The sequence below is a fragment of the Streptomyces sp. NBC_01689 genome, assembly GCF_036250675.1.
In the GTDB taxonomy this organism is placed as follows: domain Bacteria; phylum Actinomycetota; class Actinomycetes; order Streptomycetales; family Streptomycetaceae; genus Streptomyces.
The window spans coordinates 7919445-7944335 of record NZ_CP109592.1; the positions used below are offsets into that span (position 1 = coordinate 7919445).

Below are 24891 nucleotides of genomic sequence, written 5' to 3' on the forward strand. Positions count from 1 at the left end.
ACCGGTCGACGAACGGCGGGAAGCCGGGCAGCACTTCACCCTGTGTCAGGTCCGGTCTCGGCGGACCGGTTGCCGGCCGCACGGCCGGAGGGACGCCTGTGGGCCAGGTGCGCGGTGAGCGGCCCCGGGGGTCAGGCGCAGACGGCGGCGGCGACGCGGGCGAGGGCGGCACGGGTGGGACCACGGTCGGCGTGCGCGGCCATGACGGGGCGTGCGGCGCGTCCGCCGGCCCTGAATCCGGCAGGCGTCCGGGTACGCCGACGGCGCCGGGAAAGCGGCCGGGCCTTCCCGACGCCGTCGCACCGTCGCACCGTCGACCGGGCCTGGGGCGCGATACGTCAGTTCCGCCGCCGACTCCGACCAGCAGCTGACCTGACCGTATGGACGGCCGAACCGGGGACACCCTCGTATGAGGGACCGCGCCTCCTCGCCTCCTGGGCCGTCACGGACCATCCTGCCCGGTGACGGAGGGCGTCCTGGTCCCGGGAGGTCGGGCGCGCCGGGGCCACGGCCGCCGCGTGGTGAACTCGGCCTCCCGCGCGGCGGCCGTGGCCCCGGCGCGGTGGCTCGGGCACTCTTCGCCCGCGATCACCCGCGGTTACTATGCTCACTTCATGCCGGAGGCCGGGAGCAACGGGCGCGCCGCCATTGACGGACTGTTCGGGAAGCGGCGGGACCGGCGTGCCGGCCGACACTCCCCAGATTCTCCCCAGGCCCGTCGACGGGTGACTCCCGTTGCCACGGCACTCCATAGTTGACCGTGAAGTACACAGTCGAAGAGACGGGCGGCCTGGGAAATTGCTGAAAGAGGTCACCGCGACCCGCTATGTCACGCCCTTGCGTGAGGGCGGCTCGCTGCCGGGGCTCGTCGAGGCCGACGACCTCGGCACGTACGTCATGAAGTTCACCGGTGCGGGGCAGGGGCGCAAGACGCTCGTCGCGGAGGTCGTCTGCGGTGAACTCGCCCGCCGGCTGGGCCTGCGCGTGCCCGGGCTGGTGACGATCGGCCTGGACCCCGTCATGGGCCTGGGCGAACCCGACCAGGAGGTCCAGGGCCTGCTCAAGTCGAGCGGCGGCCCGAACCTCGGGATGGACTTCCTGTCCGGCGCCCTCGGCTTCGACTCGCTCGCCTTCGAGGTGAGCGCGCGGGAGGCCGGCCGGATCGTCTGGTTCGACGCGCTCGTCAACAACGTCGACCGGTCCTGGCGCAACCCCAACCTGCTGATGTGGCACGGCGACCTGTGGCTCATCGACCACGGCGCGACCATGATCTGGCACCACCACTGGCCCGGCGCCCGGGCCTCCGCCGCCAAGCCGTACGACGCGTCCGACCACGCCCTCGCGCCCTTCGGCCCGGACATCGCCTCGGCGGCCGCCGAGCTGGCACCGCTGGTGACCGCGGACCTGCTCGCCGAGGTCACCGCGGCGATCCCGGAGGAGTGGCTGGCCGACGAGCCGGGCTTCGACTCCACGGAGGCGCTGCGCCACGCCTACGCGGAACCGCTCCTCGGCCGGGCCCCCGTCATCCACGAGCGGATCAGGGGCGTCGAGGACCGCGTGTCGGGAGGGTTCCCCGGAGGCGGCGGAGATCCCGGAGACGGCGGGGCCTCCGGCGGCGGGGGAAGCAGGGGCACCGGGACCACCGAGGGGGACGAGTGAACGAGCGGGACGTCTTCGAGTACGCGCTGCTGCGGGTGGTGCCGCGCGTCGAGCGCGGCGAGTGCTTCAACGCGGGCGTACTGGTGTACTGCCGCGCCAAGTCCTTCGTGGCGGCGCACACCCATCTGGACGAGACGAAACTGCGGGTCCTCGACCCGGAGGCCGACGTGGCGGGCGTGCGGGCCGCGCTGCGTGCCGTGGAAGGGGTCTGCGCGGGTGGGAGAGCGGCAGGTCAGGCAGCGGGTGACGACGCCGGCCGGCGCTTTCGCTGGCTGATCGCGCCGCGCTCGACGGTGCTGCAGCCCGGGCCCGTGCACACGGGACTCACGACCGATCCGGAGGCGGAGGCGGAGCGGCTGCTCACGCTGCTGGTCAGGTAATGGATCACACCCGCGCCGTGTGCCGTTGACACCGGGTGCCAGGGCTTCTAGCGTCACGTCTGCTGAAGGTACTAAGCGGTCGCTCACCGGACGGGCGTACCGTGTGAGCCGCAGGGCATGTCAGGCCGCAGGGCTTTTCAAGGGCGAGGAGAACCAGCAATGTCCACCACTGAGCAGCAGGTCGCCGTAGTCACCGGTGCCGCGCGCGGCATCGGCGCCGCGACCGCCGTACGACTGGCCGCCGAGGGCCGCGCGGTCGCGGTCATCGATCTCGACGAGGCCGCGTGCAAGGACACCGTGGAGAAGATCACCGCTGCCGGTGGCCGCGCCCTCGCGGTCGGCTGCGACGTCTCCGACGAGGCGCAGGTCGAGGCCGCGATCGCGCGGATCGCCGAGGAGCTGGGCGCGCCGACCGTCCTGGTGAACAACGCGGGCGTGCTCCGCGACAACCTGCTGTTCAAGATGGCCGCGTCCGACTGGGACACCGTCATGAACGTGCACCTGCGCGGTGCCTTCCTGATGTCGAAGGCCTGCCAGAAGTACATGGTGGACGCGAACTTCGGCCGGATCGTCAACCTGTCCTCCTCCTCCGCCCTCGGCAACCGCGGCCAGGCCAACTACTCGGCCGCCAAGGCCGGTCTGCAGGGCCTGACCAAGACGCTCGCCATCGAGCTCGGCAAGTTCGGCGTCACGGCGAACGCCGTCGCGCCCGGCTTCATCGCCACCGACATGACCGCCGCCACCGCCGCCCGAGTCGGCATGGGCTTCGAGGACTTCCAGGCCGCGGCCGCCACCCAGATCCCCGTGCAGCGCGTCGGCAACCCCGACGACATCGCCAACGCCATCGCCTTCTTCACCGGTGAGGCGGCCGGATTCGTCTCCGGACAGGTGCTGTACGTGGCCGGCGGACCGCTCGACTAGGGCCGGGGACACGGACATGACCTCACTTCCCGAACTCTCCGGCAAGGTGGCCCTCGTCACCGGCGCGAGCCGTGGCATCGGCTACGGCGTCGCGGAGGCACTCATCGCCCGCGGTGACCGCGTGTGCATCACCGGCCGCAACGAGGACGCTCTCAAGGAGGCCGTCGAGACACTCGGTGCCGACCGCGTCATCGGTGTCGCGGGCAAGGCCCACGACGAGGCCCACCAGGCCGTCGCCGTCGAGCGCACCATGGAGGCCTTCGGCCGCGTCGACTACCTGGTCAACAACGCCGGTACGAACCCGGTGTTCGGCCCCATGGCCGACCTGGACCTCAACGTGGCCCGCAAGGTCTTCGAGACGAACGTCGTCTCGGCGCTCGGCTTCGCCCAGCTGACCTGGAAGGCCTGGCAGAGCGAGCACGGCGGCGCGATCGTCAACATCGCGTCCGTCGCGGGCGTCGCCCCCTCGCCGTTCATCGGCGCGTACGGCATGAGCAAGGCCGCCATGATCAACCTGACCGTGCAGCTCGCGCACGAGTTCGCGCCCAAGGTCAGGGTCAACGCGATCGCGCCCGCCGTCGTCAAGACCAAGTTCGCGCAGGCCCTGTACGAGGGCCGCGAGGAAGAGGCGGCCGCGGCGTACCCGCTCGGCCGGCTCGGCGTCCCCTCCGACATCGGAGGCGCCGCCGCGTTCCTCACCTCGGCCCAGTCGGACTGGATCACCGGACAGACCCTCGTGGTCGACGGCGGCATCTTCCTGAACGCCGGAGTGGGCTGACGGACGTCCGGGCGGGGCGACGGACAGTACCGTCCGCCGCCCCACCCGGGCACGGCTTCCCGGCCGGAACTCCTCGGTGGGACCGGCCCACGCCGGGCGGCAGGGTCGTTTTCGCTGGTGGCGAGGGGTGCGCGGACCGTTGTCAGTGGTCGCCTGTAGGTTCTGAGGCCTGGAAGTGACCGCACACCGGAGGAAGTTGACGTGACCGACACCGCCATGCTGCCCGAGTCCTGGCGCGGCGTCCTCGGCGAGGAACTGCAGCAGCCCTACTTCAAGGAACTCGCCGAGTTCGTCGAGGAGGAGCGAGCCAAGGGTCCCGTCTACCCTCCGCGCGAGGAGGTCTTCGCCGCGCTCGACGCGACGCCGTACGAGCGGGTGAAGGTCCTGGTCCTCGGCCAGGACCCGTACCACGGCGAGGGCCAGGGGCACGGCCTGTGCTTCTCGGTTCGCCCCGGCGTGAAGACCCCGCCCTCCCTGCGGAACATCTACAAGGAGATGAAGGAGGAGCTCGGCACCCCGATCCCGGACAACGGCTATCTGATGCCGTGGGCCGAGCAGGGCGTCCTGCTGCTCAACGCGGTGCTGACCGTGCGCTCCGGAGAGGCCAACTCCCACAAGGGCAAGGGCTGGGAGAGGTTCACGGACGCGGTGATCCGTTCCGTGGCCGACCGCCCCGACCCGGCGGTCTTCGTGCTGTGGGGGAACTACGCACAGAAGAAGCTCCCGCTCATCGACCAGGACCGGCACATCGTGGTGAAGGGCGCGCACCCCTCCCCGCTGTCCGCCAAGAAGTTCTTCGGCTCCCGGCCGTTCACCCAGATCAACGAGGCCGTGGCACAGCAGGGCCACGAGCCGATCGACTGGCGGATTCCGGACCTCGGCTGACCCGGGGCCGGGGCGGCTGGGCCGGGCGGGGGCCCGGTTCGCCCCCGGTCGTCCCGGTCCGGCGGCGTACGGGGGCGCCTGAGCCGGTTTGGCGGTGGCTGCGGTTAGCGTCGGAGAAGACAGTGACGAGTCTGGAGGACGCGGTGGCGGAGCAGCAGGAGCAGATGGCGCCGGACGCCATGATGACCCGGATCGGCCAGGCCGTCATGCTGCACCACGGCGGCGACCGTGAGGAGGCCCGGTGCCGCTTCCTGGACCTGTGGGCGGAGATCGGCGAGGACGGCGACCCGCTGCACCGCTGCACCCTGGCGCACTACATGGCGGACACCCAGGACGACCCCTCGGACGAGCTGGCGTGGGACCTGCGGGCCCTGTCGGCGGCCGACGAACTCGGGGACGACCGGGTCGCGGAGCACCACCGGTCACCCGCGGTACGGGCGTTCTACCCGTCGCTGCATCTGAACCTGGCCGCGGACTACGTGAAACTCGGCCGTTGCGACGCGGCCCGTACGCATCTGCGCCGGGCCCGCGGCGCGGTGGGTGTCCTCGGTGACGACCGGTACGGGGACGGGGTGCGCGCGGCGATCGGCCGGCTGGAGCTGAGGCTCGACGACGAGGGGCCGTCGGAGGGCACACCGGGGGAGGGGCCCGGCCGGTTCGGCGGCCCCGGAGGAGAGACGCTGGGCCCGCCCCGCCGACGCCCCTGACGGCCGCCCCGGAAGCACGGCGGGGTCCGGCCGGGAAACCCCGCTTGGCCGGCCCGCCCCGGATGCGGTACCTCGATCACGGAGTCGGAGACCCCGGAGTCGGAGACCCCGGAGTCCGGGGGCCCGGAGTCCGAGGGACGGAAGCCCGGAGCCCGGAGTCCGAGACCTCGGAGCCCGAGGGACCGAAGCCTGAGTCCGGGAGTCCGGGAACCCGGAGTCCGAGGGACGGAAGCCCGGAGTCCGAAGGACCGAAGTCCGGGAGCCCGAAGCCCAGGAGTCAGAGAGCCCGGAGTCCGAGAGACCGAAGCTCGGAGTCCGAGAGGCCGAAAGCAGGGCGTGGGCGGGTCAATGACCGTACGTGCCCTTGCAGATGACCGCCTCGGGGCTGCCCGGATTCCAGCCGCCGTACTTCGTGCCGAGGACACACAGATCCTGGACCTTCGGGACGTGCGTCGCCGGGGGCGGGGCGGCGGTGTGGTGGGCGGACCCGTGCGGCTTCGGCCGGGCGTGCGGTGCGGCGGGGGCGTGCCGCTGAGCCGGGACCTGCGGGGCGGCCTGCGCGGGCGGAGCGGCGTGGTGTCTCCCCGTGGCGCGGGACGCCTCCGGTGAGGGCTTCGGCGACGGTCCGACGAACTCCAGGGCCTCCTGCCCCGGAGCCTGCACGACCCGCTCCACGGCCCGTCCGTCCGGACGTGGCGAGGGCAGGGTGGGCGCGGAGGCCGGGCCGGGGGCGGCCGGCCGCTGGACGGTCACACAGCCGGCGAGGGCGGAGACCGCCACGGTGACCAGGAGTGCCGCGGTCGTCGTCGTTCGGTGCATCCACACAACTCTGCTGCGTCGGGGGCTCCTTGGGGAGCGGAGAAGGCACAGGATGCCCCGCACGGGTGATCCTTGCGCTCCTCCGGCGGGCACCGGCGGACGCCGGGTGACCCGCGGCCGCCGACCGGCGACGGTGCGGCGGGGCGCCGTCGCCGTCGTCGCGCGCCCGCCGGACACCACGGGGTCCCCCTCCCCGCAGCCGGGGTCCGGTTCCTCGGGCTGCCGCGCCGACCGGTGCGGGCCGGGACGCCCGTATGCTTCCGACCAGGTCAGCGTCGAACGAAGGAGACCTCGTGAAGGTCGGCTGCATCGGACTCGGTGACATCGCGCAGAAGGCGTACCTGCCGGTGCTCGGCGCCCAGCCGGGGATCGAGCTGCATCTGCAGACCCGGACGCCCGAGACGCTGGCCCGGGTCGCCGACGGGCTGCACCTTCCACAGGGCCGACGGCACACCGATCTCACCGCTCTGCTCGACCAGGGGCTCGACGCGGCGTTCGTGCACGCGGCCACCGTGGCGCACCCCGAGATCGTCGCGCGGCTCCTGGAGGCGGGCGTACCGACGTTCGTCGACAAGCCGCTCGCCTACGAGCTCGACGCGTCGCAGGAGCTGGTCCGGCTCGCGGAGGAACGCGACGTCAGTCTCGCCGTCGGCTTCAACCGGCGTCACGCGCCCGGGTACGCGCAGTGCCTGGAGCACCCGCGCGAGCTGATCGTGATGCAGAAGAACCGGATAGGGCTGCCCGAGGTGCCCCGCACGATGATCCTCGACGACTTCATCCACGTCGTGGACACCCTGCGGTTCCTGGTGCCGGGGCCGGTCGACGACGTGACGGTACGGGGCCGCGTGGAGGGCGGACTGCTCCACCACGTCGTGCTCCAGCTCGCGGGCGACGGCTTCACGGCGCTCGGTGTGATGAACCGGCTGAGCGGCTCGGCGGAGGAGATCCTGGAGGTCTCCGGCCAGGACACCAAGCGCCAGGTGCTCAACCTCGCCGAGGTGATCGACCACAAGGGCCAGCCCAGCGTGCGCCGGCGCGGGGACTGGGTGCCGGTGGCCCGTCAGCGCGGCATCGAGCAGGGTGTGCTCCTGTTCCTCGACGCCGTGCGCGCGGGCAAGGTGCTCAGCGCCCGGGACGCACTGGCGACTCATGAACTGTGCGAGCGGGTGGTACGAGCGGTGCGGGAGCGGTCCGCCGGAGCCTGAGCGCACGGACGCCCTCCGTGGCGCAGACGGCGGCCAGGACCAGCAGCGCCCCGTGCACCGGCCAGTCGCCGTACCGGACGTACGGGGTGACCCCGCGCGCGAGGGGGACCTCGTACACGGCCGTCTCGCTCGCGCCCGTGCCGATCCAGGAGCCGAGCCGCTCGCCGCCGGGCCCGTAGACGGCGGAGACACCGGTGAGGGTGGCGTGCACCATCGGGCGGCCGGTCTCGGCGGCCCGCAGCGCGGCCAGCGAGGCGTGCTGCGCGGGCGCCCAGCTGTGCTGGAACGACGAGGTGGAGGACTGGGCGAGGAGGACTTCCGCACCGTCCTGGGCGAGATGCCGGCTCATGTCGGGAAACGCGGTCTCGAAGCAGATCATGGGCCCGACACGCAGTCCGTGCCCGGCGTCCATCACCACCTGTCCGGTGCCGCGCCTGCGGTCCTCGCCCGCGGCTTTGCCGACCGAGGTCGCCCAGCCGAGGAGGGCGCGCGCCGGTACGTACTCACCGAAGGGGACGAGACGCATCTTGTCGTAGCGGGCGCCGGTCGGTCCGCTCGGTCCCACCAGCACCGAACTCTTGTATATCCCCGGCCGGTCGGAGCGCCGCGCGTCGACGTTCACGAGGATGTCGGCGCCGGTCTCGCGGGACAGTGCCGCGATCCGGTCCGCCAGATCGGGCCGGTCGGCCAGGTCGACGCCGACGCTGCTCTCGCCCCAGACCACGAGGTCGACCCGGCGCCCGGCGAGCGTGCGGGTGAGGGCCTCCTCGCGCGCGAAGCGCTTCTCCGCGCCGGTGCCCGCGCCGCCGATGACGCCGGGCTGTACGACGGCGACGCGCACCCGGTCGTCGAGCTCCGGGCGCGGGGACCACACCCAGGCCGCCGAGGTGGCGGCGGCGGTGGCGACGAGCCCGATGACGGCGGTGGCGACGACGGGCACCCGCGACCGGCGCACGGCCGTCAGGACCGCGATCGCGACGTTCACGGCGACCACCAGGAAGCTCAGCAGCCACACCCCGCCGACCGACGCGAGCCGCAGCGCGGGCGTCACCTGCCACTGACTCGACCCGAGCAGACCCCAGGGCCCGCCCAGCCCCTGCCAGGACCGGACGAGTTCGACGCCTAGCCAGCCCGACGGCAGCACCACGAGCGCGGCCCCGACCCGCCCCGCCGAGGGCACCCCGCCGAGGAACCGGCGTACCAGCCAGCCCCAGGGCGCCCACAGCGCCCCGAGCAGTCCCGCGATCAGGACCGTGAAGACATGGAGGCTCGGCAACAGCCAGTGGTGCACGGCCAGCATGAATCCCAGGCCGCCGAACCAGCCGTCGTACGCGGCCCGTCGGCCCGTCGGGGCGGTGCGGGCCAGCAGGATCCAGGGTACGAGGGCGACGTAGGCGAACCACCACCACGACGGGGCCGGGAAGGCGAGGACCGGCAGGGAGCCGGCGAGCGCGGCGAGGACCGCACGCCGCCAGGGGGAGTCACGCCATCGGCCGAACCTCGTCATACGGCGCCTCCCTCCCCGGTGCTCCCTCCAGTGTGCGCTTCACGGACGATCTACGACAGGGGGCCTGCGGTCAGGTGGCGGAAGGTTTCTGACGCGGCTGCGGCATGCGGCGCCACTTCTCCTGGACGACCACCTCGCGCAGACGCCAGCCGAGATGCGTGCGGACCAGTCCGAAGACGTACCGGCCGCCGCACACGAAGTCCGGTGCGGTGGGCCCCCCTTCGGGTCCGGCGAAGCGCATCGGGTTGATGTAGTCGGCCTGGACCCGGGCCGTGTCGCCGCTGTCCTGGTCCAGTACTCCGAACCGCACCCGCCGGTTGACGATCAGGTGCTGGCGCATGGGGAACAGCTCCATGCTCCGCGCCAGCCATCCCGCGACCTGGTCGGCGTCCCCCTCGATGCCGCCTGCGGAGCGGTAGTCCGCGCGGCCGCCCGGCGCGAACAGCCCCCGGTAGGCGTCCCAGTCGCCGTCGTCGACCACCACCGCGTAGTCGGTGACGAGTCCGTCCACGGCGAACCGGTCCATCACGGTCGCGAGCTCCACACGCTGCGTCATCGGCTCAGTGTTGGCCACCGGGCCCGCGGAGCCAAGTGGCGTGCAGGGACATTCGCCCGGCGGCGCGCGGACGTGCGGAGGGCCGGCGTGCTGGCGGACGAGCTCGTAGGACCTGAGGCGGTCGGCCAGCGCGTGGACGGGTGTCACCAGCATGAGCTCGTCCGCGCCGGTCGCCTCCGCCAGCGCCGTCAGCCGGGCCGTGACCGTGTCGGGGGTGCCATGGGCCTGCTGGGCGCGGAAGCCCGCCAGGGCCCGTGCCTCCTGGGCGGTGAACGGGTGGGCGGCGGCCTGTTCTGGTGCGGGGAAGGGGATGTCGCTCCTTCCCTGGAGCAGCCCCGCCTTGACGACGTCCATCGGGCCCGCGAGCCGCGCGGCCTCCTCCGGGGTCCCGGCGCACACCGTCTCCACGCAGACCAGCACACGGGGACGGCCGCACCAGCGGGAGGGGGAGAAGCGCGCCCGGTAGTGGCCGAGCGCGGTGAGGGTGTTATCGGGACGGATGTGGTGGGCGAAGGCGATCGGCAGCCCCAGCTCCGCGGCGAGCGCGGCACCGGCCGTGCTGGAGGACAGCAGCCAGGGCTCGGGAAGCGGTTCGAGCGCGACCTCCTCCATCAGGAACCGCAGGGTCTCCGACACGTCGTGGCGGTACTCGTCGTCCGTCGTCGGACCGGCCCCGCGCCGCAGGGCCCGCGCCGTGGGCTCGTCGAAGGTGCCCGGACCGCGTCCGATACCCAGGTCGATCCGGCCCGCGTGCAGGGCGGCGAGCGTGCCGAACTGCTCGGCCAGCATGAGCGGAGCGTGGTTCGGGGCGAGGACGCCGCCGGATCCGAGACGGAGGGACGAGGTCGACGCGGCCGCGTGGGCGGTCAGGACGACCGGCGGGAACGCCCCGATGGCGGGGGAGTGGTGGTGCTCGGCGTACCAGAGCCGCCGGTATCCGAGGTCGTCGAGCCGCCGGGCGAACTCGGTGGTGTCGCGCAACGTGTCCGCGGCCCGTGTGCCCGCCTGGACCATGGCTACCTCGAGCGCACCGAGCGGCACAGAGATCATCTGCTCAGTATAGGGAGCGGGACCGGGCGGGCACGGGTGTTCGGTCGATCGGGGCGAGCCGCGGACGGCGTCGGCCTCCGGCATCCGGAGGCCGAACAAGCCCTGGAGGCAGCCGAGTTCGTACGGTCCGCTGGTGGGTCGGGGAGGTGTGGGACCGGACGCCGGTGACGGCGACCGGTCCTGACGCCCGATCAGACGGCGGGTACCGGGAACGTCGGGTACTCGACCCCGGAGACGTGCTGGACGACCCGGATGACCTGGCAGGAGTAGCCGAACTCGTTGTCGTACCAGAGGTAGAGGATCGCGTTGTCGCCGTCGACCTTGGTGGCGCCGGCGTCGACGATCGAGGCGTGGCGCGAGCCGATGAAGTCGCTCGACACCGCGTCGGGCGCGGTGGTGAAGTCGATCTGACGCTTCAGGGGCGAGGTCAGCGACACCTCGCGGAGGTGGTCGAGGACCTCCTCGCGGGTGGTCTCGCGCCCCAGCCGCAGGCTGAGGATGGCGATCGAGACATCCGGCACCGGGACCCGGATCGAACTGCCCGTGAGCGGGGCCTTGAGGTCGGGCAGCGCCTTGGCGACGGCGGACGCGGCACCCGTCTCGGTGATGACCATGTTGAGCGGCGCGGAGCGGCCCCGGCGGTCGGAGCTGTGGTAATTGTCCAGCAGGTTCTGGTCGTTGGTGAACGAGTGGACGGTCTCCACGTGACCGCGCAGGACGCCGTACTCGTCGGCCATCGCCTTCAGCGGCGGGACGATCGCGTTGGTGGTGCAGGAGGCGCAGGACAGGATCTGCTCGTCCGGCTTCACGGTGTCGTGGTTGACGCCGTGCACGATGTTGGGGACGTCGCCCTTGCCGGGCGCGGTGAGGACCACCTTGTCGATCCCGGGACGCAGGTGCTTGGACAGGCCTTCGCGGTCACGCCACTTGCCGGTGTTGTCGATGAGGATGGCGTCCTTGATGCCGTACGCCGTGTAGTCGACCTCGCTCGGGTCCCCGGCGTAGATCACCTTGATCTCGTTGCCGTTGGCGATGATCGTGCTGTTCGCCTCGTCGACGGTGATCGTGCCCTGGAACTGACCGTGGATGGAGTCGCGGCGCAGCAGCGAGGCCCGCTTGACGATGTCCTGGTCCCCGCCCCGGCGGACGACGACGGCGCGCAGCCGCAGCCCGTTGCCGGAGCCGGCCTTCTCGATCAGCAGGCGGGCGACGAGCCGGCCGATGCGGCCGAAGCCGTAGAGGACGACATCGCGCGGCTCGCGGCGCTCGACCCGGTCCGCGCCGGTGGCGCCGGCGACGGCCCTGGCGGTGAACTCCGGTACGGAGAGTCCGAGATCGTCGCTCCGGTACAGGGCGGCGAGCATGCCGAGGTCGATCTGGGAGGGGCCGAGGTCGAGCGTGGTGAGCGCCTGGAGGAACGGCAGCGTCTCGGTGACGGAGAGCTCCGCGCCCTCGATCTGCCGGGCGAAGCGGTGGGTCTTGAGAAGGCTGACCACCGACTTGTTCACCAGGGAGCGGCTGTGGAGGAGGACCGTGACGTCCCGCTCCCGGTGCAGCTTCCCGATGATCGGGATCATCGACTCCGCGATCTCCTCGCGGGTCTTCCAGTTGGTGAACGAGTCGTCGTTGACAGTCACAGGTCTATCTTTCGAGCTAGGCGGCGCTCATATGGTAACCCGTCGTTCGTTTTGATCGTCCGAGGGGTGGACGGCAGGAGTCGGGGAGGGGGCGGAGGCCCGGTTCATGATCGCCTGCGGGCTTACTGTGGTGCAGGGCTGTCGGAAGGAGTCATGCATGACACGTCCGGTCACTGTGGTCACGGGTGGGAGCCGGGGGATCGGCGCCGCGATCTGTGCCCGCCTCGCGGCAGACGGACACGACGTGGTCGTCGGGTACGTGCGGGACGGCACGGCGGCGGAGTCGACCGCGACGGCCGTCCGCGCGGCGGGATCGCGCTGTGTCACGGTGCGGGTGGACACCTCCGACGCGGACGACGTGGAGCGGCTCTTCGACACCGCGGAGCGGCTCGGGCCCGTCGGCGGGCTGGTGAACAACGCCGGTGTGACCGGTCCGCTGGGGCGGCTCGCGGACAGCGACCCCGCCGACCTGCGGCGCGTGGTGGACGTCAACCTGCTGGGCACACTGCTGTGTTCACGGCGGGCCGCCCGGTCGATGGCGTCCCGGGGGAGCGGCGTCATCGTGAACGTGTCCTCGGCCGCGGCCACCCTCGGCAGCCCCGGCGAGTTCGTGCACTACGCGGCCACGAAGGCCGCCGTGGACGCCCTGACTCTGGGGCTCGCCAAGGAACTCGGCCCGGACGGCATCCGGGTCAACGCGGTCGCGCCCGGCATGATCGACACCGAGATGCACGCGGCCATGGGCGACCCGGGCCGCGCGGAGCGCTCCGCGGCCTCGATTCCGCTGCGCCGGGTCGGCCGGGCGGAGGAAGTGGCCGCCGCCGTCGCGTGGTTGATGTCGCCGGACGCCTCGTACGCCACGGGCGCGGTGCTGCGGGTGTCCGGAGGCCGGTGAGTCCGTGGCGTGAGCCGGTGGCGGACGCGCGGCGGTGCGGGATGCGGGGCGGGACGCGGCGGACGGTGGCCCGGAGTCGGGGGCCCCGGACCGGCGACCCCGTGGTGCAGGACGCGACATGACATGCCACGACACCGCGCGGCATGGCGGGGAGGAGGGTCAGGCCGCCTCGATGATCTCTTCGCGGATCGCTTCGGCCCACTTCACGACCAACAGCTCGTACTCCGCGCGTTCCTGGGCGGACAGGGAGCCACCCGAGCGCATCCACAGGGCGCGGATCTGCTCGTTCAACGCGGCAGCGGACCGCACGGAACCAGAGAACGTGAAGTCGGGGGACATGCGCACCAGCCTAGGGGCATGGACTGACACTGCGCCACCGGTCGGCTACGCATCCCGTATGTGGTTCGTCACGGCTCGCGGGTCGCGCCGTGCGGATGAGGGCGGGAACCGGTCCGGACGGGGCGGCTGAACCGGCCCCGGCGGACCGGCCGGCCCGGTGCGGCGTCTCCTGTGCGCCCTTGCTCGGAGCGGGCGTCGGCGGGTCCGGCGGCGGGCGTCGCGGAAGGCCCGTGCCGTCGGACCCGCGTGCGGAAGCCGCTCGCAGAGGCGGGACCTACTTGTAGAAGACGGCCACTCCGCCGTGGTGCGAGCAGGCGCCCTGATGGTGCGCGGCGTAGGAATAGGTGCCGTCGTTGCAGCGGGCGGTGGCGCCGTTGCCCGCGCCGCCGCTGCCGGACGATCCGCCGGACGAACCGCTGCCGGAGCCGCTGCCGGAGGCGGCTCGCGCGGTGACGGTCACCTTCACCTTGACCGTCTTCGTGGCGGTCACCGTAGGTGCCGGCTTCGGTGTCGCGGTCTCCGTCGCGGTGGCCGTGGCGGTCGCGGTCTCGGTGACGGTGGCGGCCGGCCGGACCTTGGCGGCCGCGGCCTTCGTGGTGTCGCTGTCCTGGCCGCTCCCGCTCCCGCTCCCGCCGATACCGACGCCGATGAAGAAGGCGAGGCCGACGGCGGGCAGCATGTACCTCTTCCTCGCCCACTTCGGCCGGGCCGGCTGCGGCGCGGGCGGGAACGGCGCGGGCGGCCCGTAACCGGGCGGCGGCGGAGGCTGGTTGTACGACATGGTCCCCCCAGGGATGGTTCGTGATGGGGTGACCGTAACGGGAGATGTGAAGGAAAGGTGAGTGCCGGGTGAGGGCGGTGACACATTTGTGACCGTTCACGGCCGGGGGCCGGGTTCGGGTCTCCCCGTCGCCATGCTCTCCGGGCGGGTCGCGCAAGTGGGCTGACCGGGGGGCGGTTTCACGCGCTCACCGGGAGGCGACCGGAGGAACCGGCCGCCTCGCCGGAATCCGCCCGCCTCGCCGGAATCCGCCCGCCTCGCCGGAATCCGCCGGAATCCGGCGGGATCCGCCTCAGCCCGCCGACTCGGCCGCGTGCGGGCTGAGTACGTCCGCGCCGACCAGGGCGATGATGACGGCGCCGAGTGCGATCCGGTACCAGACGAACGGCATGAAGCTCTTGTGGGAGATGAACTTCATGAACCACGCGATCACGGCGTACCCGACGGCGAAGGCGATGACCGTCGCGAAGATGGTCGGCCCCCAGGAGACGTGACCGCCCTCGGTGGCGTCCTTGACCTCGAAGGTTCCCGAGGCGAGCACGGCCGGCATGGCGAGGAGGAAGGAGTAACGGGCCGCCGCCTCACGGGTGTAGCCCATGAAGAGGCCGCCGCTGATGGTCGCGCCGGACCGTGAGACGCCGGGGACCAGGGCCATCGCCTGGCAGAGGCCGAAGAGCAGGCCGTCCTTGGTGTTGAGGCTCTCGATGGTCTTGCGCTGCTTGGGGGCCCGGTGCTTGCCGCCCGACTCGTCGCGCGCCGCCAGCCGGTCCGCGACGCCGATGACCACGCCCATCACGATCAGCATCGTCGCGGTGACCCGCAGATCGCGGAACGGACCCTCGATCTGGTCCTTGAGCGTCACCCCGAGCACGCCGATCGGTATCGAGCCGACGATGACGAGCCAGCCCATCTGCGCGTCGTGGTCCTGGCGCATCGCCTTGCTCGTGAGCGAGCGGAACCACGCCACGAGGATCCGGCCCACGTCCTTGCGGAAGTAGATCAGCACCGCGGCCTCCGTGCCGAGCTGTGTGATCGCGGTGAAGGCCGCTCCGGGGTCGTGCCAGCCGGAGAACGCCGCGGTCAGGCGCAGATGCGCGCTGGAGGAGACGGGGAGGAACTCGGTCAGCCCCTGGACGAGTCCGAGGATGAGGGATTCAAACCAAGACATGAAGTGAGGTGGTCCAAGCGCTGATCGAGGACGGGCCGGCGGACACGCCGTGGGGGAGATGCGCGGGACGCGGTGATCACGGGTGTCGGAGGCAGCGTAGCGCCCCGCGAGGCCGGTCCGGCCACGGGGGTTTGCCTTTACTAGAGGAACTGTTCGATTGCTCGTACGAACGTAGGAACCCTCGGGTGCGGGGTGACCTGGGCGTTCCCGACGGTCCCGGGCCTCCGCCGGCCGGGCGTCCACGGCCGGTTCGCGCCGTGCGGACGGCCGGTTGTCCACGGGTGGGCCGACCGGGCGGCGGATCGGGGAGGGGGGAGGGGGTGCCGTGCTTCGCGCCGCGCGCTCTCAGGTGCGGACCGCCGCGGGACCCGTCACCGTCCAGCCCGGGGACTGCGGGTGGGCCGTCAGGTCGCCGTGCTCGATCCTCTGGCCGCACTCCCCGCAGACCACCTGCGGGACCAGTTCGTGGCCGCACACGTGCTCCATCACCATCGGACGGAAACCGTCCTCCTGGAGATGGCGGTCGCCCCACTCCATCAGGGTCAGGAGCACCGGCTGCAGCTCCGCTCCGGCCCGTGTGGCCCGGTACTCGTAGCGCTTCGGGCGGTCGCTGTACTCGACCTTCTCCAGCACGCCGACGTCGACGAGCCGCTTCAGGCGCGCGGTGAGCACATCGCGCGGGGCACCGATGTTGCGGGCGAGCTGGTCGAAGCGGGTGACGCCGAGCGACACCTCCCGCATGACCAGCAGGGAGTACTTCTCGCCGACCAGGGCCAGGGTCTCGGCGATCGAGCAGGGGCGGGCGTCCTTCATGCCGTCAGTCTACGGGTGGGTTGGAATGTCCTACTCACTAGGTTACTCTGGAGTCACTTAGTGAGTTTGGAAAGCAAACGCCACGAGTTCGGAGAGCAGTCATGCGTGACGCCGTGATCGTCGAAGCCGTTCGTACGCCCGTGGGCAAGGGCAAGCCGAACGGCTCTCTCGCCCAGGTCCACCCGGTGGAGCTCCTCGCCCACACCCTCCGCACCCTCGTCGAGCGCTCCGGGGTCGACCCGGCGCTGATCGACGACGTCATCGGCGGCACCGTCACCCAGGTCGGGGAGCAGGCCGCGAACCTCACCCGGTACGCGGTGCTCTCGGCCGGCTTCCCGGAGTCGGTGCCCGCCACCACCGTGGACCGCCAGTGCGGCTCCTCCCAGCAGGCCGTGCACTTCGCCGCACAGGGAGTCCTGTCGGGGGCGTACGACATCGTGGTGGCCTGCGGGGTGGAGTCCATGAGCCGGGTGCCGATGGGGTCGAACGTCGGCGACGCCGGAAACCCCTTCGGCCCCGGGATCGTCGAGCGCTACCCCGAGGGTCTGGTGCCGCAGGGCATCAGCGCCGAACTGATCACCGCGAAGTGGGGGCTGTCGCGCGAGCAGCTGGACACGTACGCGGTGGGTTCTCACCAGAAGGCCGCCGCGGCCTGGGAGAACGGCCTCTTCGACGCCGAGGTCGCCCCCCTGCACGGTGTGACCCGTGACGAGAGCGTCCGCCCCGGCAGCACCACGGAGACGCTCGCCGGGCTCAAGCCCGCCTACTACCACCCGGTGTTCGCCGAGCGCTTCCCGCAGATCGACTGGTCCGTCACGGCGGGCAACGCGAGCCCGATCAACGACGGCGCGTCGGCCGTGCTCATCATGGCCGGCGAGACCGCGGCCCGTCTCGGGCTGCGCCCGCTGGCGCGCCTCCACAGCTTCGCCGTCACCGGATCCGACCCCCTGCTGATGCTCACGGGTGTCGTCCCGGCCACCGAGAAGGTGCTCCGCAGGGCGGGGCTCTCCCTCGGCGACATCGACCTCTTCGAGGTCAACGAGGCCTTCGCGAGCGTCGTCCTGGCCTGGCAGCAGGAGACGGGTGCCGATCTCTCCCGGGTCAACGTGCACGGCGGGGCGATCGCGCTCGGTCACCCGCTCGGCGCGAGCGGGACCCGGCTGACGACCACCCTCGTGCACGCCCTGCGCGCCCGCGGCGCCCGTTACGGACTGCAGACGATGTGTGAGGCGGGCGGGCTCGCCAACGCGATGGTGCTTGAGGCGATGTAGGGCGGAGGGGCGGGCTCCGCCCGCACGGGTCGGTTCCCGGACTCAGGGGCGGGTGGACGCGTCGGCACTCGTCCGGAGTCCTGGACTTCGGGTTCGGGTGGGTGGACGCGTCGGTGCCGGTCCCGGGGTGTCCGGCGGGGTCCGCGGACGCCGTGCCGGGGTCGTGGGTCGTGGGTCGTGGGGTCAGTGTGCGCGGAGGTGGTGGCGTTTGCGCCAGGCCACCACGGCGCCGGCCAGCGCGGGCAGCGCGATGAAGCCCATCGCGATCAGGAAGGCGGGCGAGGTCGGGGCCGACGCCCGGGCGCCCGCGACGGCGTACGCGGCGGTGTTCGGAACCGACCCCAACGCCGTGGCCAGCAGGAACGGCAGCCAGCCCATGCGGGAGACGGCGGCGCAGTAGTTCGCCGCCCAGAACGGCACTCCGGGGAACAGCCGGGCCATCATCATCGTGCGGAAGCCGTGCCGGCTGAGCTGTCCGTCGGCCGCCTTCAACCAGCGGGCGCGCAGCAGCGGGCGCAGCGCGTCCTGTCCGAGGATCCGGCCCAGCCCGAAGGCGATCCCGGCGCCGAGCACCGTACCCGCGAGCGCCGTGCCGAGGCCGAGTCCGGAGCCGAACAGGGCGCCGGCGGCGAGGTTGAGCAGCGGCCGGGGTACGAAGGCCACCGTGCACAGCCCGTACGCCACCCCGAAGACCACGGCGGCCGCGGCCCCGCTGAGCTGGGGTGGCCAGCCGTCGGAGAGCAGCCGCTGCGGTTCGAAGAGCAGCACGCTCGCCGCGGAGGCCGCGAGCAGCACCAGCAGCAGGGAGAGCCGGGACCAGGGGGAGAGCAGAACTCTCGTGCAGCGGGCGGTGAGGCCCGTCGGCGTGGAGACGGCGAACTCGGCGGCGAGCGAGAGCTCCGTGGCGGGGGCCGCGGGGACGGCCGTGGCGGTGCCCCCAGAGCGGGTGGTGGCATCGAGCATTCGGCGACACTAACCGACCCGTGTGTGTGATCGCCGTATGGTTCGTGTCAGGGGCGTCACAGCTTCCGGAACGCCGGGCGGCCGGTTCGGGATGCCGGACGTCGCCACCGAGGCACCGTCCCGGCACGGCTGGCCGTCGGCGGTGTCGCAGGGGCCGGCCCGCGACGGCCGGTCCGCAACGGCCCCAGGCCGAGGCCCAGTAGGCCGACAGTGTCGTCCTCTCCATGGCCTGACCACGTCCGATCACCGGTCCTCGTCCCGCGCGGACCTTCCGGCCACCGCGGCTCCTGTGGACGCGGACCGCACCACCACGGCCGGGTGCCGCGGGCCGCCGCCGCGGCGCCGGTCCACCGGCTTCACCGGGAGCCGGCCGCGTGCCGAGCGTGCGGCCGTGTGAGCCGACTCTCCCCACGGCAACCGTCGATGGCCCGTCGTCCCTCCATCTGCTCCCGACCCGCACGCCTCTGACGCACCGACGGCACCAGGTTGCGTCCCGTGGTCCGGTGGTCCGGGAAACCACCGGGAAAACCATTCGACGTGGCCGGACATGTCGGCGATGATCGCCTCATGTTCCGGCACGTCTTCCTCCTCGCAGCGTCCGCAGTCGCGGACGCGCCGAAGGCTGCCGTCCCGATCGTCGTGGCAGCCGTCGACGGCGCCCGAAGCTGACCCTTCCCGGATCGTCCGGCGGACCCCGCAGGGGGAGGGTCGGCGAGTCCTCGGGGTCCCCGTCCCGGCCATGAGCGCCGGGACCCTCACTCAGCTCCGCTGACACCGAAGAGGCTTCGAGGTACAGCCATGCCCAAGACGGCTTACGTGCGGACCAAGCCGCACCTGAACATCGGCACCATGGGTCACGTCGACCACGGCAAGACCACCCTGACCGCCGCCATCACCAAGGTCCTCGCCGGGCGCGGTTCCGGCACCTTCGTCCCGTTCGACCGCATCGACCGGGCGCCGGAGGAGGCCGCGCGCGGCATCACCATCAACATCGCGCACGTCGAGTACGAGACCGACACGCGGCACTACGCGCACGTGGACATGCCCGGCCACGCCGACTACGTCAAGAACATGGTCACGGGCGCGGCGCAGCTGGACGGGGCGATCCTCGTCGTGTCCGCGCTCGACGGGATCATGCCGCAGACCGCCGAGCACGTGCTGCTCGCGCGACAGGTGGGTGTCGACCACATCGTCGTCGCCCTCAACAAGGCCGACGCGGGGGACGAGGAGCTCACCGACCTCGTGGAGCTGGAGGTCCGCGAGCTGCTCTCCGCGCACGGCTACGGAGGCGAGTCGGTCCCCGTCGTGCGGGTGTCCGGTCTCAGGGCGCTGGAGGGCGACCCCCGCTGGACGGCGGCGATCGACGCGCTGCTCGACGCGGTGGACACGTACGTGCCGATGCCCGAGCGGTACGTCGACGCGCCGTTCCTGCTGCCGGTCGAGAACGTGCTCACCATCACCGGGCGCGGGACCGTCGTCACGGGCGCCGTGGAGCGCGGCACGGTCCGGGTCGGCGACCGGGTCGAGGTGCTGGGCGCCGCCGTCGACACGGTGGTCACGGGTCTGGAGACCTTCGGCAAGCCCATGGCGGAGGCGCAGGCCGGTGACAACGTGGCGTTGCTGCTGCGCGGGGTCGCCCGGGACGCCGTACGGCGCGGGCACGTCGTCGCCGCGCCGGGCAGCGTCGTCCCCAGCCGTCGCTTCACGGCGCGGGTGTACGTCCTGTCCTCGGGCGAGGGCGGCCGCACGACGCCGGTCGCCACCGGGTACCGGCCGCAGTTCTACATCCGCACCGCGGACGTGGTCGGTGACGTCGACCTCGGTGAGCGGGCGATCGCCCGGCCCGGCGACACCGTCACGATGGCGGTCGAGCTGGGACGCGAGGTACCGCTGGAGCCCGGCCTGAGTTTCGCGATCCGTGAGGGCGGCCGGACGGTCGGCGCGGGGACGGTGACCTCGGTCGGCTGACGGGGGAAGTGGGACGGGGGAGTGGGACGGGGGCGCGCCGCGGAAGGGGCGGGCCCCCGTCCGTCCGTGTCGGCGCCCGGCACGCCTCGCGCGCCCGGTGGAAGACGGCGCACGCCGCGGCGACCCGGCACGCGACGCGGCGCCGGTGGAGTCGGAATCGGCCCGGGACCGGTCGGCGGCAGCCGGTCCGGTCACCCGGGGCCGTGTCCCGACCGGCGGCAGGGGCGTGGCACGAGGCACCGGCCGTCGGGCGTGGGTGGGCGCGGCACAATGGACGCGTGGACGAGCCGATACCCGTGATGCGGGCCGTGGATCACGGGACCGCCAAGCTGATGCCGGACGTCGACCGGAAGCGGGCCTGGCTGTTGACGGTCGACGGGGCACCCCAGTCGTACGTGGACCTGGACGACCCCACGCACCTGGAGTTCGAGTACGCGCGACGGCTCGGGCACGTACTGGACACCGTCGTCGCGCCGGGGCGGGAACCGGACGTGCTGCACCTCGGCGGGGGAGCGCTGACCATGCCCCGCTATCTGGCCGCGACCCGGCCGGGCGCACGCCAGGACGTGATCGAGGCGGACCGGGGTCTGCTGGCCCTGATCGGCGAGCACCTGCCCGTGGCCGACGGCGCCGGGATCACCGTGCACGGCGCGGACGCCCGCGAGTGGCTCGAATCCGCCGCGCCCGCCTCCGCCGACATCGTGATCGCGGACGTCTTCGGCGGCTCGCGGGTCCCCGCCCATCTGACGTCCACGGCGTACGCTTACGCCGCCGGACGCGTCCTGCGCACCGGCGGCGTCTACCTGGCGAACCTCGCCGACGCGGCCCCCTTCACCTTTCTGCGCTCCCAACTCGCCACGTTCTCAACGGTGTTCGAGGAGCTGGCGGTGATCGCCGAACCGGGCGTGCTGCGCGGCCGGCGGTTCGGGAACGCGGTACTGGTCGCCTCCCACCACCCGCTCGACACGGCCGCCCTGGCCCGTCGTACGGCCGCGGACGCGTTCCCGGCGCGGGTGGAACACGGCCCCGCGCTGCGCAGGTTCATCGGAGCCGCCGCACCCGTCCGCGACGAGGACGCCGTCCCCTCACCCGAGCCGCCCGGCGGAGCCTTCGGCATCGGCTGACGTGTGCCGGACGTCCACCGACGGGGACCCCTGGGCCACCGGCCTGGTCCGCCGGGTCAGATTCCGTACGTCCGGTACGAACAGCACCGCCGCCGTGACCACGACGACCAGAACCGAACACCCCCACAGGGCGGCCGTCCGGCCGAAGGCCTGCTCCGCCGGGCCCGCCAGGGCGGTGGCCAGCGGGACCATCGCGATCGAGCCGAACCAGTCGTACGCCGAGACACGGGAGAGCTTGTCCTCGGGGATCTCCTGGTGCAGCGCGGTCATCCACGAGACGCCGAACACCTCTATCGCCGCCCCGCTGACGAACATCACCACGCACAGCGGCCCGACCGGTACCGGTACCGCGAGCGCGGCGGCCGGCGCGGCGAGCGGGAAGACGCAGAAGGTGCCCGCGAGCAGCAGGCGGCGCGGCTTCCAGCGGGTCATCAGCAGCGCGCCGCCGACCGTGCCCGCGCCGAACGCGCCGAGGGCCAGCCCCCAGGGTCCGGGCCCGCCGAGGCTGTCCCGGGCGACCAGCGGACCGTAGACCGCGTCGGCGGCGCCCACGACGGCGACCACCACGGAGAACTGGGCGACGACCGTCCACAGCCAGGGGCGTCCGACGAACTCCTGCCAGCCCTCGCGGAGGTCGGCGAGCAGTCCCTCGCCCGGCCGGCGCGGAGGTATGTGGCTCACGTCGAGGAACGAGCGCATCGCTCCGGCGAGGGCGAACGCCACCGCGTCCACGGCGAGCACCCAGCCGGGGCCGATCACCGCCACCAGCGCTCCGCCGAGCGCCGCCCCGCCGAGCCCCGCGCCCTGCATCGCCATCCGGAAGAAGGCGAACGCGCGGCTCGCCTGCTCCCCGTCGACCGAGGACATCAGCATGCCCTCGGCGGCCGGACCGAAGAACGCCTGGCCGGTGCCGCCGAGGGCGGACAGCAGCAGCATCTGCCACAGCCGCGGTTCGCCGGTCAGGACCAGGAGCGCGAACGCCGCCTGCGAGAGGCAGTTGAGGGCGTTGGCCGCGACCATCACCCGATGGCGCGGCAGCCGGTCGGCCACCGCGCCGCCGATCAGCAGGAAGAGGACGAGCGGCAGTGTGCGGGCCGCCGCGACCAGGCCGACGTCACCTCCGTCGCCGCCCGTTTCGAGCACCGCGAACGCCGCGGCGATCAGCGCGCCCTGGCTTCCCAGGTTGGTGACGACCGCGGCGGCGGTCAGCAGGGTGTAGTTCCGTCCGGCCCAGGAAGGACGGCGGCGCGGGTGTCGACGGGAGTCGGGGGCAGAGGTCACCGGGCCACTTTCGCCGCCCGGTGCCCGACTTGCCAAACCCGGGGCGGACCCTCCGCGCACCGCTCGGGGGACCGGCCCGCGGCTCGGCGTTCCCCGGGTCCGCCCACGCCCCGCCGGTCCGGCGTGCGACGCCCACCGTCCCGCCGGTTCACCGTGCGCCGCTCACGACCCCGCAGGTCACCGTACGGACGTCATGATCCGGCCCGCTCGCCGTGTGCGGGCGTGGGGACCCGGCCGGCTCGCCGCGCGCGGGCGTCAGGACCCGGTCGGCTCACCGTGCAGCCGGACCGTGCTCAGTATCTTCCGGATCGTGGCGTCGGGAACCTCCTCGGCGACGCCCTTCGCGCCGTAGAGCGTCCAGGACACGAAGTCGCCCGCGGAGTTCTTGAAGGCGAACGTGGTCGCCTTGCCCTTCGAGTCGCACTTGCCCTTCTTCGGCACGCCGGTCGAGTACGTCGTGGCGACGCTGCCCGTGATGCCGGAAGCGGTCGTGTACGGCGTGGGCTTACCGATCTTGAGCAGTTTCTTGGAGGTTTCCTTCTGGTCGGTGTAGCCGCCGAAGACCCACCAGGCCGAGTCGTTGCGCGCGACGTCGTCGGTGTTCTTGGCGCCGCTCTGTCCCTTGGTGCCCGCGGCGGCCAGCGCCGTGTCGTCCGTACGACCGTCCTTGTCGTCGTCGGACGTGCACCACTTCTCCTTGAGGAAGGCCGGCGCGGACATGCCGATGACGGCGGAACCGTCGCCCTTCTTCTCGTCCTCGAAGCCGATGAAGGTGCCGGGCGTGCGGACGTTCCAGTCGGCCGGGACGTCGAACGCGGTGCCCCACTTGGGGTTGACGACGACCTTCCAGCCCGCGACGGTCGGCTTCTCGTCGTCCGTACCGCGCGGGTTGTCGTCACCGCTCGCGGACGCCGAGGCGGACGTCTTCGGGGACGAGGACGTGGTCGGGTCGCCGCCCGCCTTGTCGTCCTTGCCCTTGCCGCCCAGGACGAGGAAGCCGGTGACGCCCGCCGCGATCACGACGGCCGAGGCCGCGACGATCGCGGTCACCTTCGTCCGGTTGCCGCCGCCCCGGTTCCCGCCCCCGGGCCCACCGGGCGCGTGGGGGCCCCCGGGCGAGTCCGGCACGGTCCCCCACTGCGGCTGCCCGTAGGGATTCGGCTGCTGATATCCCGGCTGCTGGTACGGATTCGGCTGCTGGTAACCCGGCTGCTGGTACGGGTTCGGCTGCTGCGGGTTCTGGTTCTGCGGGTTCTGCTCGCCCCCGGGCGGCTGCTGTCCTGGCCACATGGGCAGTAACCCTAGTAGCGGCCGTGACACGTTTCGGTCACTGCTCTTCGTCAGCCATGTACCGGTCAGAGATCGGGTCCTGATTTTTTCGTTTTCTTCACATGCCCCAGTGCTGGCCAGGATTTTCTACTCGTGGGTAACATGCGGACATGAGCGCAGACCAGATGACGATCGGCGAGATGCTCGCCGCCACGGTGCCGATGGCCCGGACCCTCAACCTCGAATTCGTGGAGACCACGCCGGAGAAGGCCGTGGTGAACCTCCCGGACCAGAGCGACTTCCACAACCACGTCGGCGGTCCGCACGCCGGGGCGATGTTCACCCTCGGCGAGTCGGCGAGCGGGGCGATCGTCCTCGCCGCCTTCGGGGAGCAGCTCTCCCGTGCCGTGCCGCTCGCGGTGAGCGCCGAGATCGCCTACCGGAAGCTGGCGATGGGGCCGGTCACCGCCACCGCGACCCTCGGCCGTCCGGCCGCCGACGTCGTGGCGGAACTCGACGCCGGGCAGCGCCCCGAGTTTCCTGTCACCGTCGCCATCCAGCGCGCGGACGGCGCGGTCACCGGAGAGATGACCGTGGTGTGGACCCTGCGGCCGAACGGCTGACCGTCCTCCCCGTACGAACTCTCCCCCTGGAGGTCCGCGTCGGACCCCGGGGGGAAGCCGGGCGGACCGCCCGCCCGGGTCGCCTCCGCGACCGCCCCCGGTGACGCCGGCCGAGCCCCGCCGGACCGGGACGGGCGCGCGAGGTCGACGGCACGCCGGCCCGTTGCCGGATGCACCCGCTCGCCGGCGACGACGATCGCCTCCACCGACGCACCCACCGCCTCCTGAGCCCCCGTACCCTCCCGCGCCACCACCCGTACCGGCCCGCGCGGCCGTGACCAGGCCCTGCGCC

Annotated in this window: 23 protein-coding genes and 1 pseudogene; 12 read left to right on the forward strand and 12 right to left on the reverse strand. The window is 72.5% G+C overall.

Annotation, left to right across the window (positions count from 1 at the left end; translation table 11 throughout):
* Positions 1 to 798 precede the first annotated feature (798 nt).
* The 6 genes from OG776_RS33940 to OG776_RS33965 all read left to right on the forward strand — a co-directional run bounded on the left by OG776_RS33940 (position 799) and on the right by OG776_RS33965 (position 5330).
* Positions 799 to 1659, forward strand: a complete 861-nt coding sequence (locus OG776_RS33940) for a HipA family kinase (protein ID WP_148007955.1) — start codon at positions 799 to 801, stop codon at positions 1657 to 1659.
* Positions 1656 to 2039 carry a DUF3037 domain-containing protein gene (locus tag OG776_RS33945; RefSeq protein WP_329323032.1) on the forward strand — a complete coding sequence of 128 codons (384 nt, stop codon included), beginning with the start codon at positions 1656 to 1658 and terminating at the stop codon, positions 2037 to 2039. The genes OG776_RS33940 and OG776_RS33945 overlap by 4 nt, the downstream gene beginning before the upstream one ends.
* Positions 2040 to 2198: 159 nt before the next feature.
* On the forward strand, positions 2199 to 2960 hold the full coding sequence (fabG, locus tag OG776_RS33950; protein WP_329323033.1) for a 3-oxoacyl-ACP reductase FabG: 762 nt from the start codon (positions 2199 to 2201) through the stop codon (positions 2958 to 2960).
* Between the two features lie 16 nt (positions 2961 to 2976).
* Complete coding sequence (locus OG776_RS33955) at positions 2977 to 3738, forward strand: SDR family oxidoreductase (protein WP_148007958.1); 762 nt, start codon at positions 2977 to 2979, stop codon at positions 3736 to 3738.
* Between the two features lie 201 nt (positions 3739 to 3939).
* Positions 3940 to 4623, forward strand: a complete 684-nt coding sequence (gene ung, locus OG776_RS33960; RefSeq protein WP_329323034.1) for a uracil-DNA glycosylase — start codon at positions 3940 to 3942, stop codon at positions 4621 to 4623.
* A 143-nt stretch (positions 4624 to 4766) separates the two neighbouring features.
* Positions 4767 to 5330: a hypothetical protein gene (locus OG776_RS33965; protein WP_329323799.1), complete on the forward strand. Its 564-nt coding sequence runs from the start codon at positions 4767 to 4769 to the stop codon at positions 5328 to 5330.
* A 345-nt stretch (positions 5331 to 5675) separates the two neighbouring features.
* On the opposite strand, the gene OG776_RS33970 is transcribed toward OG776_RS33965, so the two are convergent.
* A complete protein-coding gene (locus OG776_RS33970) occupies positions 5676 to 6149 on the reverse strand; it encodes a hypothetical protein (RefSeq protein WP_329323035.1) in 474 nt (157 codons plus the stop codon).
* A 293-nt stretch (positions 6150 to 6442) separates the two neighbouring features.
* On the opposite strand from OG776_RS33970, the gene OG776_RS33975 reads away from it, so the two are divergent.
* Positions 6443 to 7354 carry a Gfo/Idh/MocA family protein gene (locus tag OG776_RS33975; protein WP_148007960.1) on the forward strand — a complete coding sequence of 304 codons (912 nt, stop codon included), beginning with the start codon at positions 6443 to 6445 and terminating at the stop codon, positions 7352 to 7354.
* On the opposite strand, the gene lnt is transcribed toward OG776_RS33975, so the two are convergent.
* The 4 genes and pseudogenes from lnt to OG776_RS33995 form a co-directional block, all read right to left on the reverse strand.
* Positions 7272 to 8861 carry an apolipoprotein N-acyltransferase gene (lnt, locus tag OG776_RS33980; protein ID WP_329323036.1) on the reverse strand — a complete coding sequence of 530 codons (1590 nt, stop codon included), beginning with the start codon at positions 8859 to 8861 and terminating at the stop codon, positions 7272 to 7274. The genes OG776_RS33975 and lnt overlap by 83 nt on opposite strands.
* Positions 8862 to 8931: 70 nt before the next feature.
* On the reverse strand, positions 8932 to 9417 hold the full coding sequence (locus OG776_RS33985; RefSeq protein WP_329323800.1) for a nuclear transport factor 2 family protein: 486 nt from the start codon (positions 9415 to 9417) through the stop codon (positions 8932 to 8934).
* Positions 9418 to 9492: 75 nt separating this feature from the next.
* Positions 9493 to 10467 (reverse strand): annotated as a pseudogene (locus tag OG776_RS33990) (LLM class flavin-dependent oxidoreductase); the annotation flags it as partial.
* Between the two features lie 191 nt (positions 10468 to 10658).
* Positions 10659 to 12104: a glyceraldehyde-3-phosphate dehydrogenase gene (locus tag OG776_RS33995; RefSeq protein ID WP_329323037.1), complete on the reverse strand. Its 1446-nt coding sequence runs from the start codon at positions 12102 to 12104 to the stop codon at positions 10659 to 10661.
* 157 nt (positions 12105 to 12261) lie between these two features.
* Between OG776_RS33995 and OG776_RS34000 the strand changes: the two genes are divergently transcribed.
* The gene (locus OG776_RS34000) at positions 12262 to 12999 is read left to right on the forward strand and encodes an SDR family NAD(P)-dependent oxidoreductase (RefSeq protein ID WP_329323038.1); all 738 of its coding nucleotides are present in this window, start codon (positions 12262 to 12264) and stop codon (positions 12997 to 12999) included.
* 159 nt (positions 13000 to 13158) lie between these two features.
* Here OG776_RS34000 and OG776_RS34005 read toward each other — a convergent pair whose 3' ends face one another.
* The 4 genes from OG776_RS34005 to OG776_RS34020 all read right to left on the reverse strand — a co-directional run bounded on the left by OG776_RS34005 (position 13159) and on the right by OG776_RS34020 (position 16100).
* Entirely contained in the window at positions 13159 to 13338 is a 180-nt protein-coding gene (locus OG776_RS34005) for a hypothetical protein (protein WP_148014436.1), read from the reverse strand.
* Positions 13339 to 13612: 274 nt separating this feature from the next.
* Positions 13613 to 14017: a DUF3761 domain-containing protein gene (locus OG776_RS34010; RefSeq protein ID WP_329323039.1), complete on the reverse strand. Its 405-nt coding sequence runs from the start codon at positions 14015 to 14017 to the stop codon at positions 13613 to 13615.
* Between the two features lie 394 nt (positions 14018 to 14411).
* Positions 14412 to 15287, reverse strand: coding sequence for an undecaprenyl-diphosphate phosphatase (locus OG776_RS34015; RefSeq protein WP_148014434.1), 876 nt, complete (start codon positions 15285 to 15287; stop codon positions 14412 to 14414).
* Positions 15288 to 15632: 345 nt separating this feature from the next.
* Positions 15633 to 16100: a winged helix-turn-helix transcriptional regulator gene (locus tag OG776_RS34020; RefSeq protein WP_148014433.1), complete on the reverse strand. Its 468-nt coding sequence runs from the start codon at positions 16098 to 16100 to the stop codon at positions 15633 to 15635.
* Positions 16101 to 16201: 101 nt separating this feature from the next.
* Between OG776_RS34020 and OG776_RS34025 the strand changes: the two genes are divergently transcribed.
* Positions 16202 to 17371: a thiolase family protein gene (locus tag OG776_RS34025; protein ID WP_329323041.1), complete on the forward strand. Its 1170-nt coding sequence runs from the start codon at positions 16202 to 16204 to the stop codon at positions 17369 to 17371.
* 183 nt (positions 17372 to 17554) lie between these two features.
* Here the strand turns inward: OG776_RS34025 and OG776_RS34030 are convergent, their stop codons facing one another.
* Entirely contained in the window at positions 17555 to 18334 is a 780-nt protein-coding gene (locus OG776_RS34030) for a TVP38/TMEM64 family protein (RefSeq protein WP_148014431.1), read from the reverse strand.
* Positions 18335 to 19132: 798 nt separating this feature from the next.
* On the opposite strand from OG776_RS34030, the gene tuf reads away from it, so the two are divergent.
* Positions 19133 to 20302: an elongation factor Tu gene (gene tuf / locus OG776_RS34035; protein WP_148014430.1), complete on the forward strand. Its 1170-nt coding sequence runs from the start codon at positions 19133 to 19135 to the stop codon at positions 20300 to 20302.
* Between the two features lie 278 nt (positions 20303 to 20580).
* Positions 20581 to 21426 carry a spermidine synthase gene (locus tag OG776_RS34040; RefSeq protein ID WP_148007961.1) on the forward strand — a complete coding sequence of 282 codons (846 nt, stop codon included), beginning with the start codon at positions 20581 to 20583 and terminating at the stop codon, positions 21424 to 21426.
* Here OG776_RS34040 and OG776_RS34045 read toward each other — a convergent pair.
* Positions 21388 to 22707: an MFS transporter gene (locus tag OG776_RS34045; protein ID WP_148007962.1), complete on the reverse strand. Its 1320-nt coding sequence runs from the start codon at positions 22705 to 22707 to the stop codon at positions 21388 to 21390. The two genes, OG776_RS34040 and OG776_RS34045, sit on opposite strands and share 39 nt — an antisense overlap.
* A 255-nt stretch (positions 22708 to 22962) precedes the next feature.
* Positions 22963 to 23997 (reverse strand): hypothetical protein, encoded by a 1035-nt coding sequence (locus OG776_RS34050; RefSeq protein WP_329323043.1) that lies wholly within the window; start codon positions 23995 to 23997, stop codon positions 22963 to 22965.
* A gap of 149 nt (positions 23998 to 24146) precedes the next feature.
* Here OG776_RS34050 and OG776_RS34055 point away from each other — a divergent pair, with 149 nt between their 5' ends.
* Complete coding sequence (locus OG776_RS34055; protein WP_187285512.1) at positions 24147 to 24599, forward strand: DUF4442 domain-containing protein; 453 nt, start codon at positions 24147 to 24149, stop codon at positions 24597 to 24599.
* Positions 24600 to 24891: the final 292 nt, after the last annotated feature.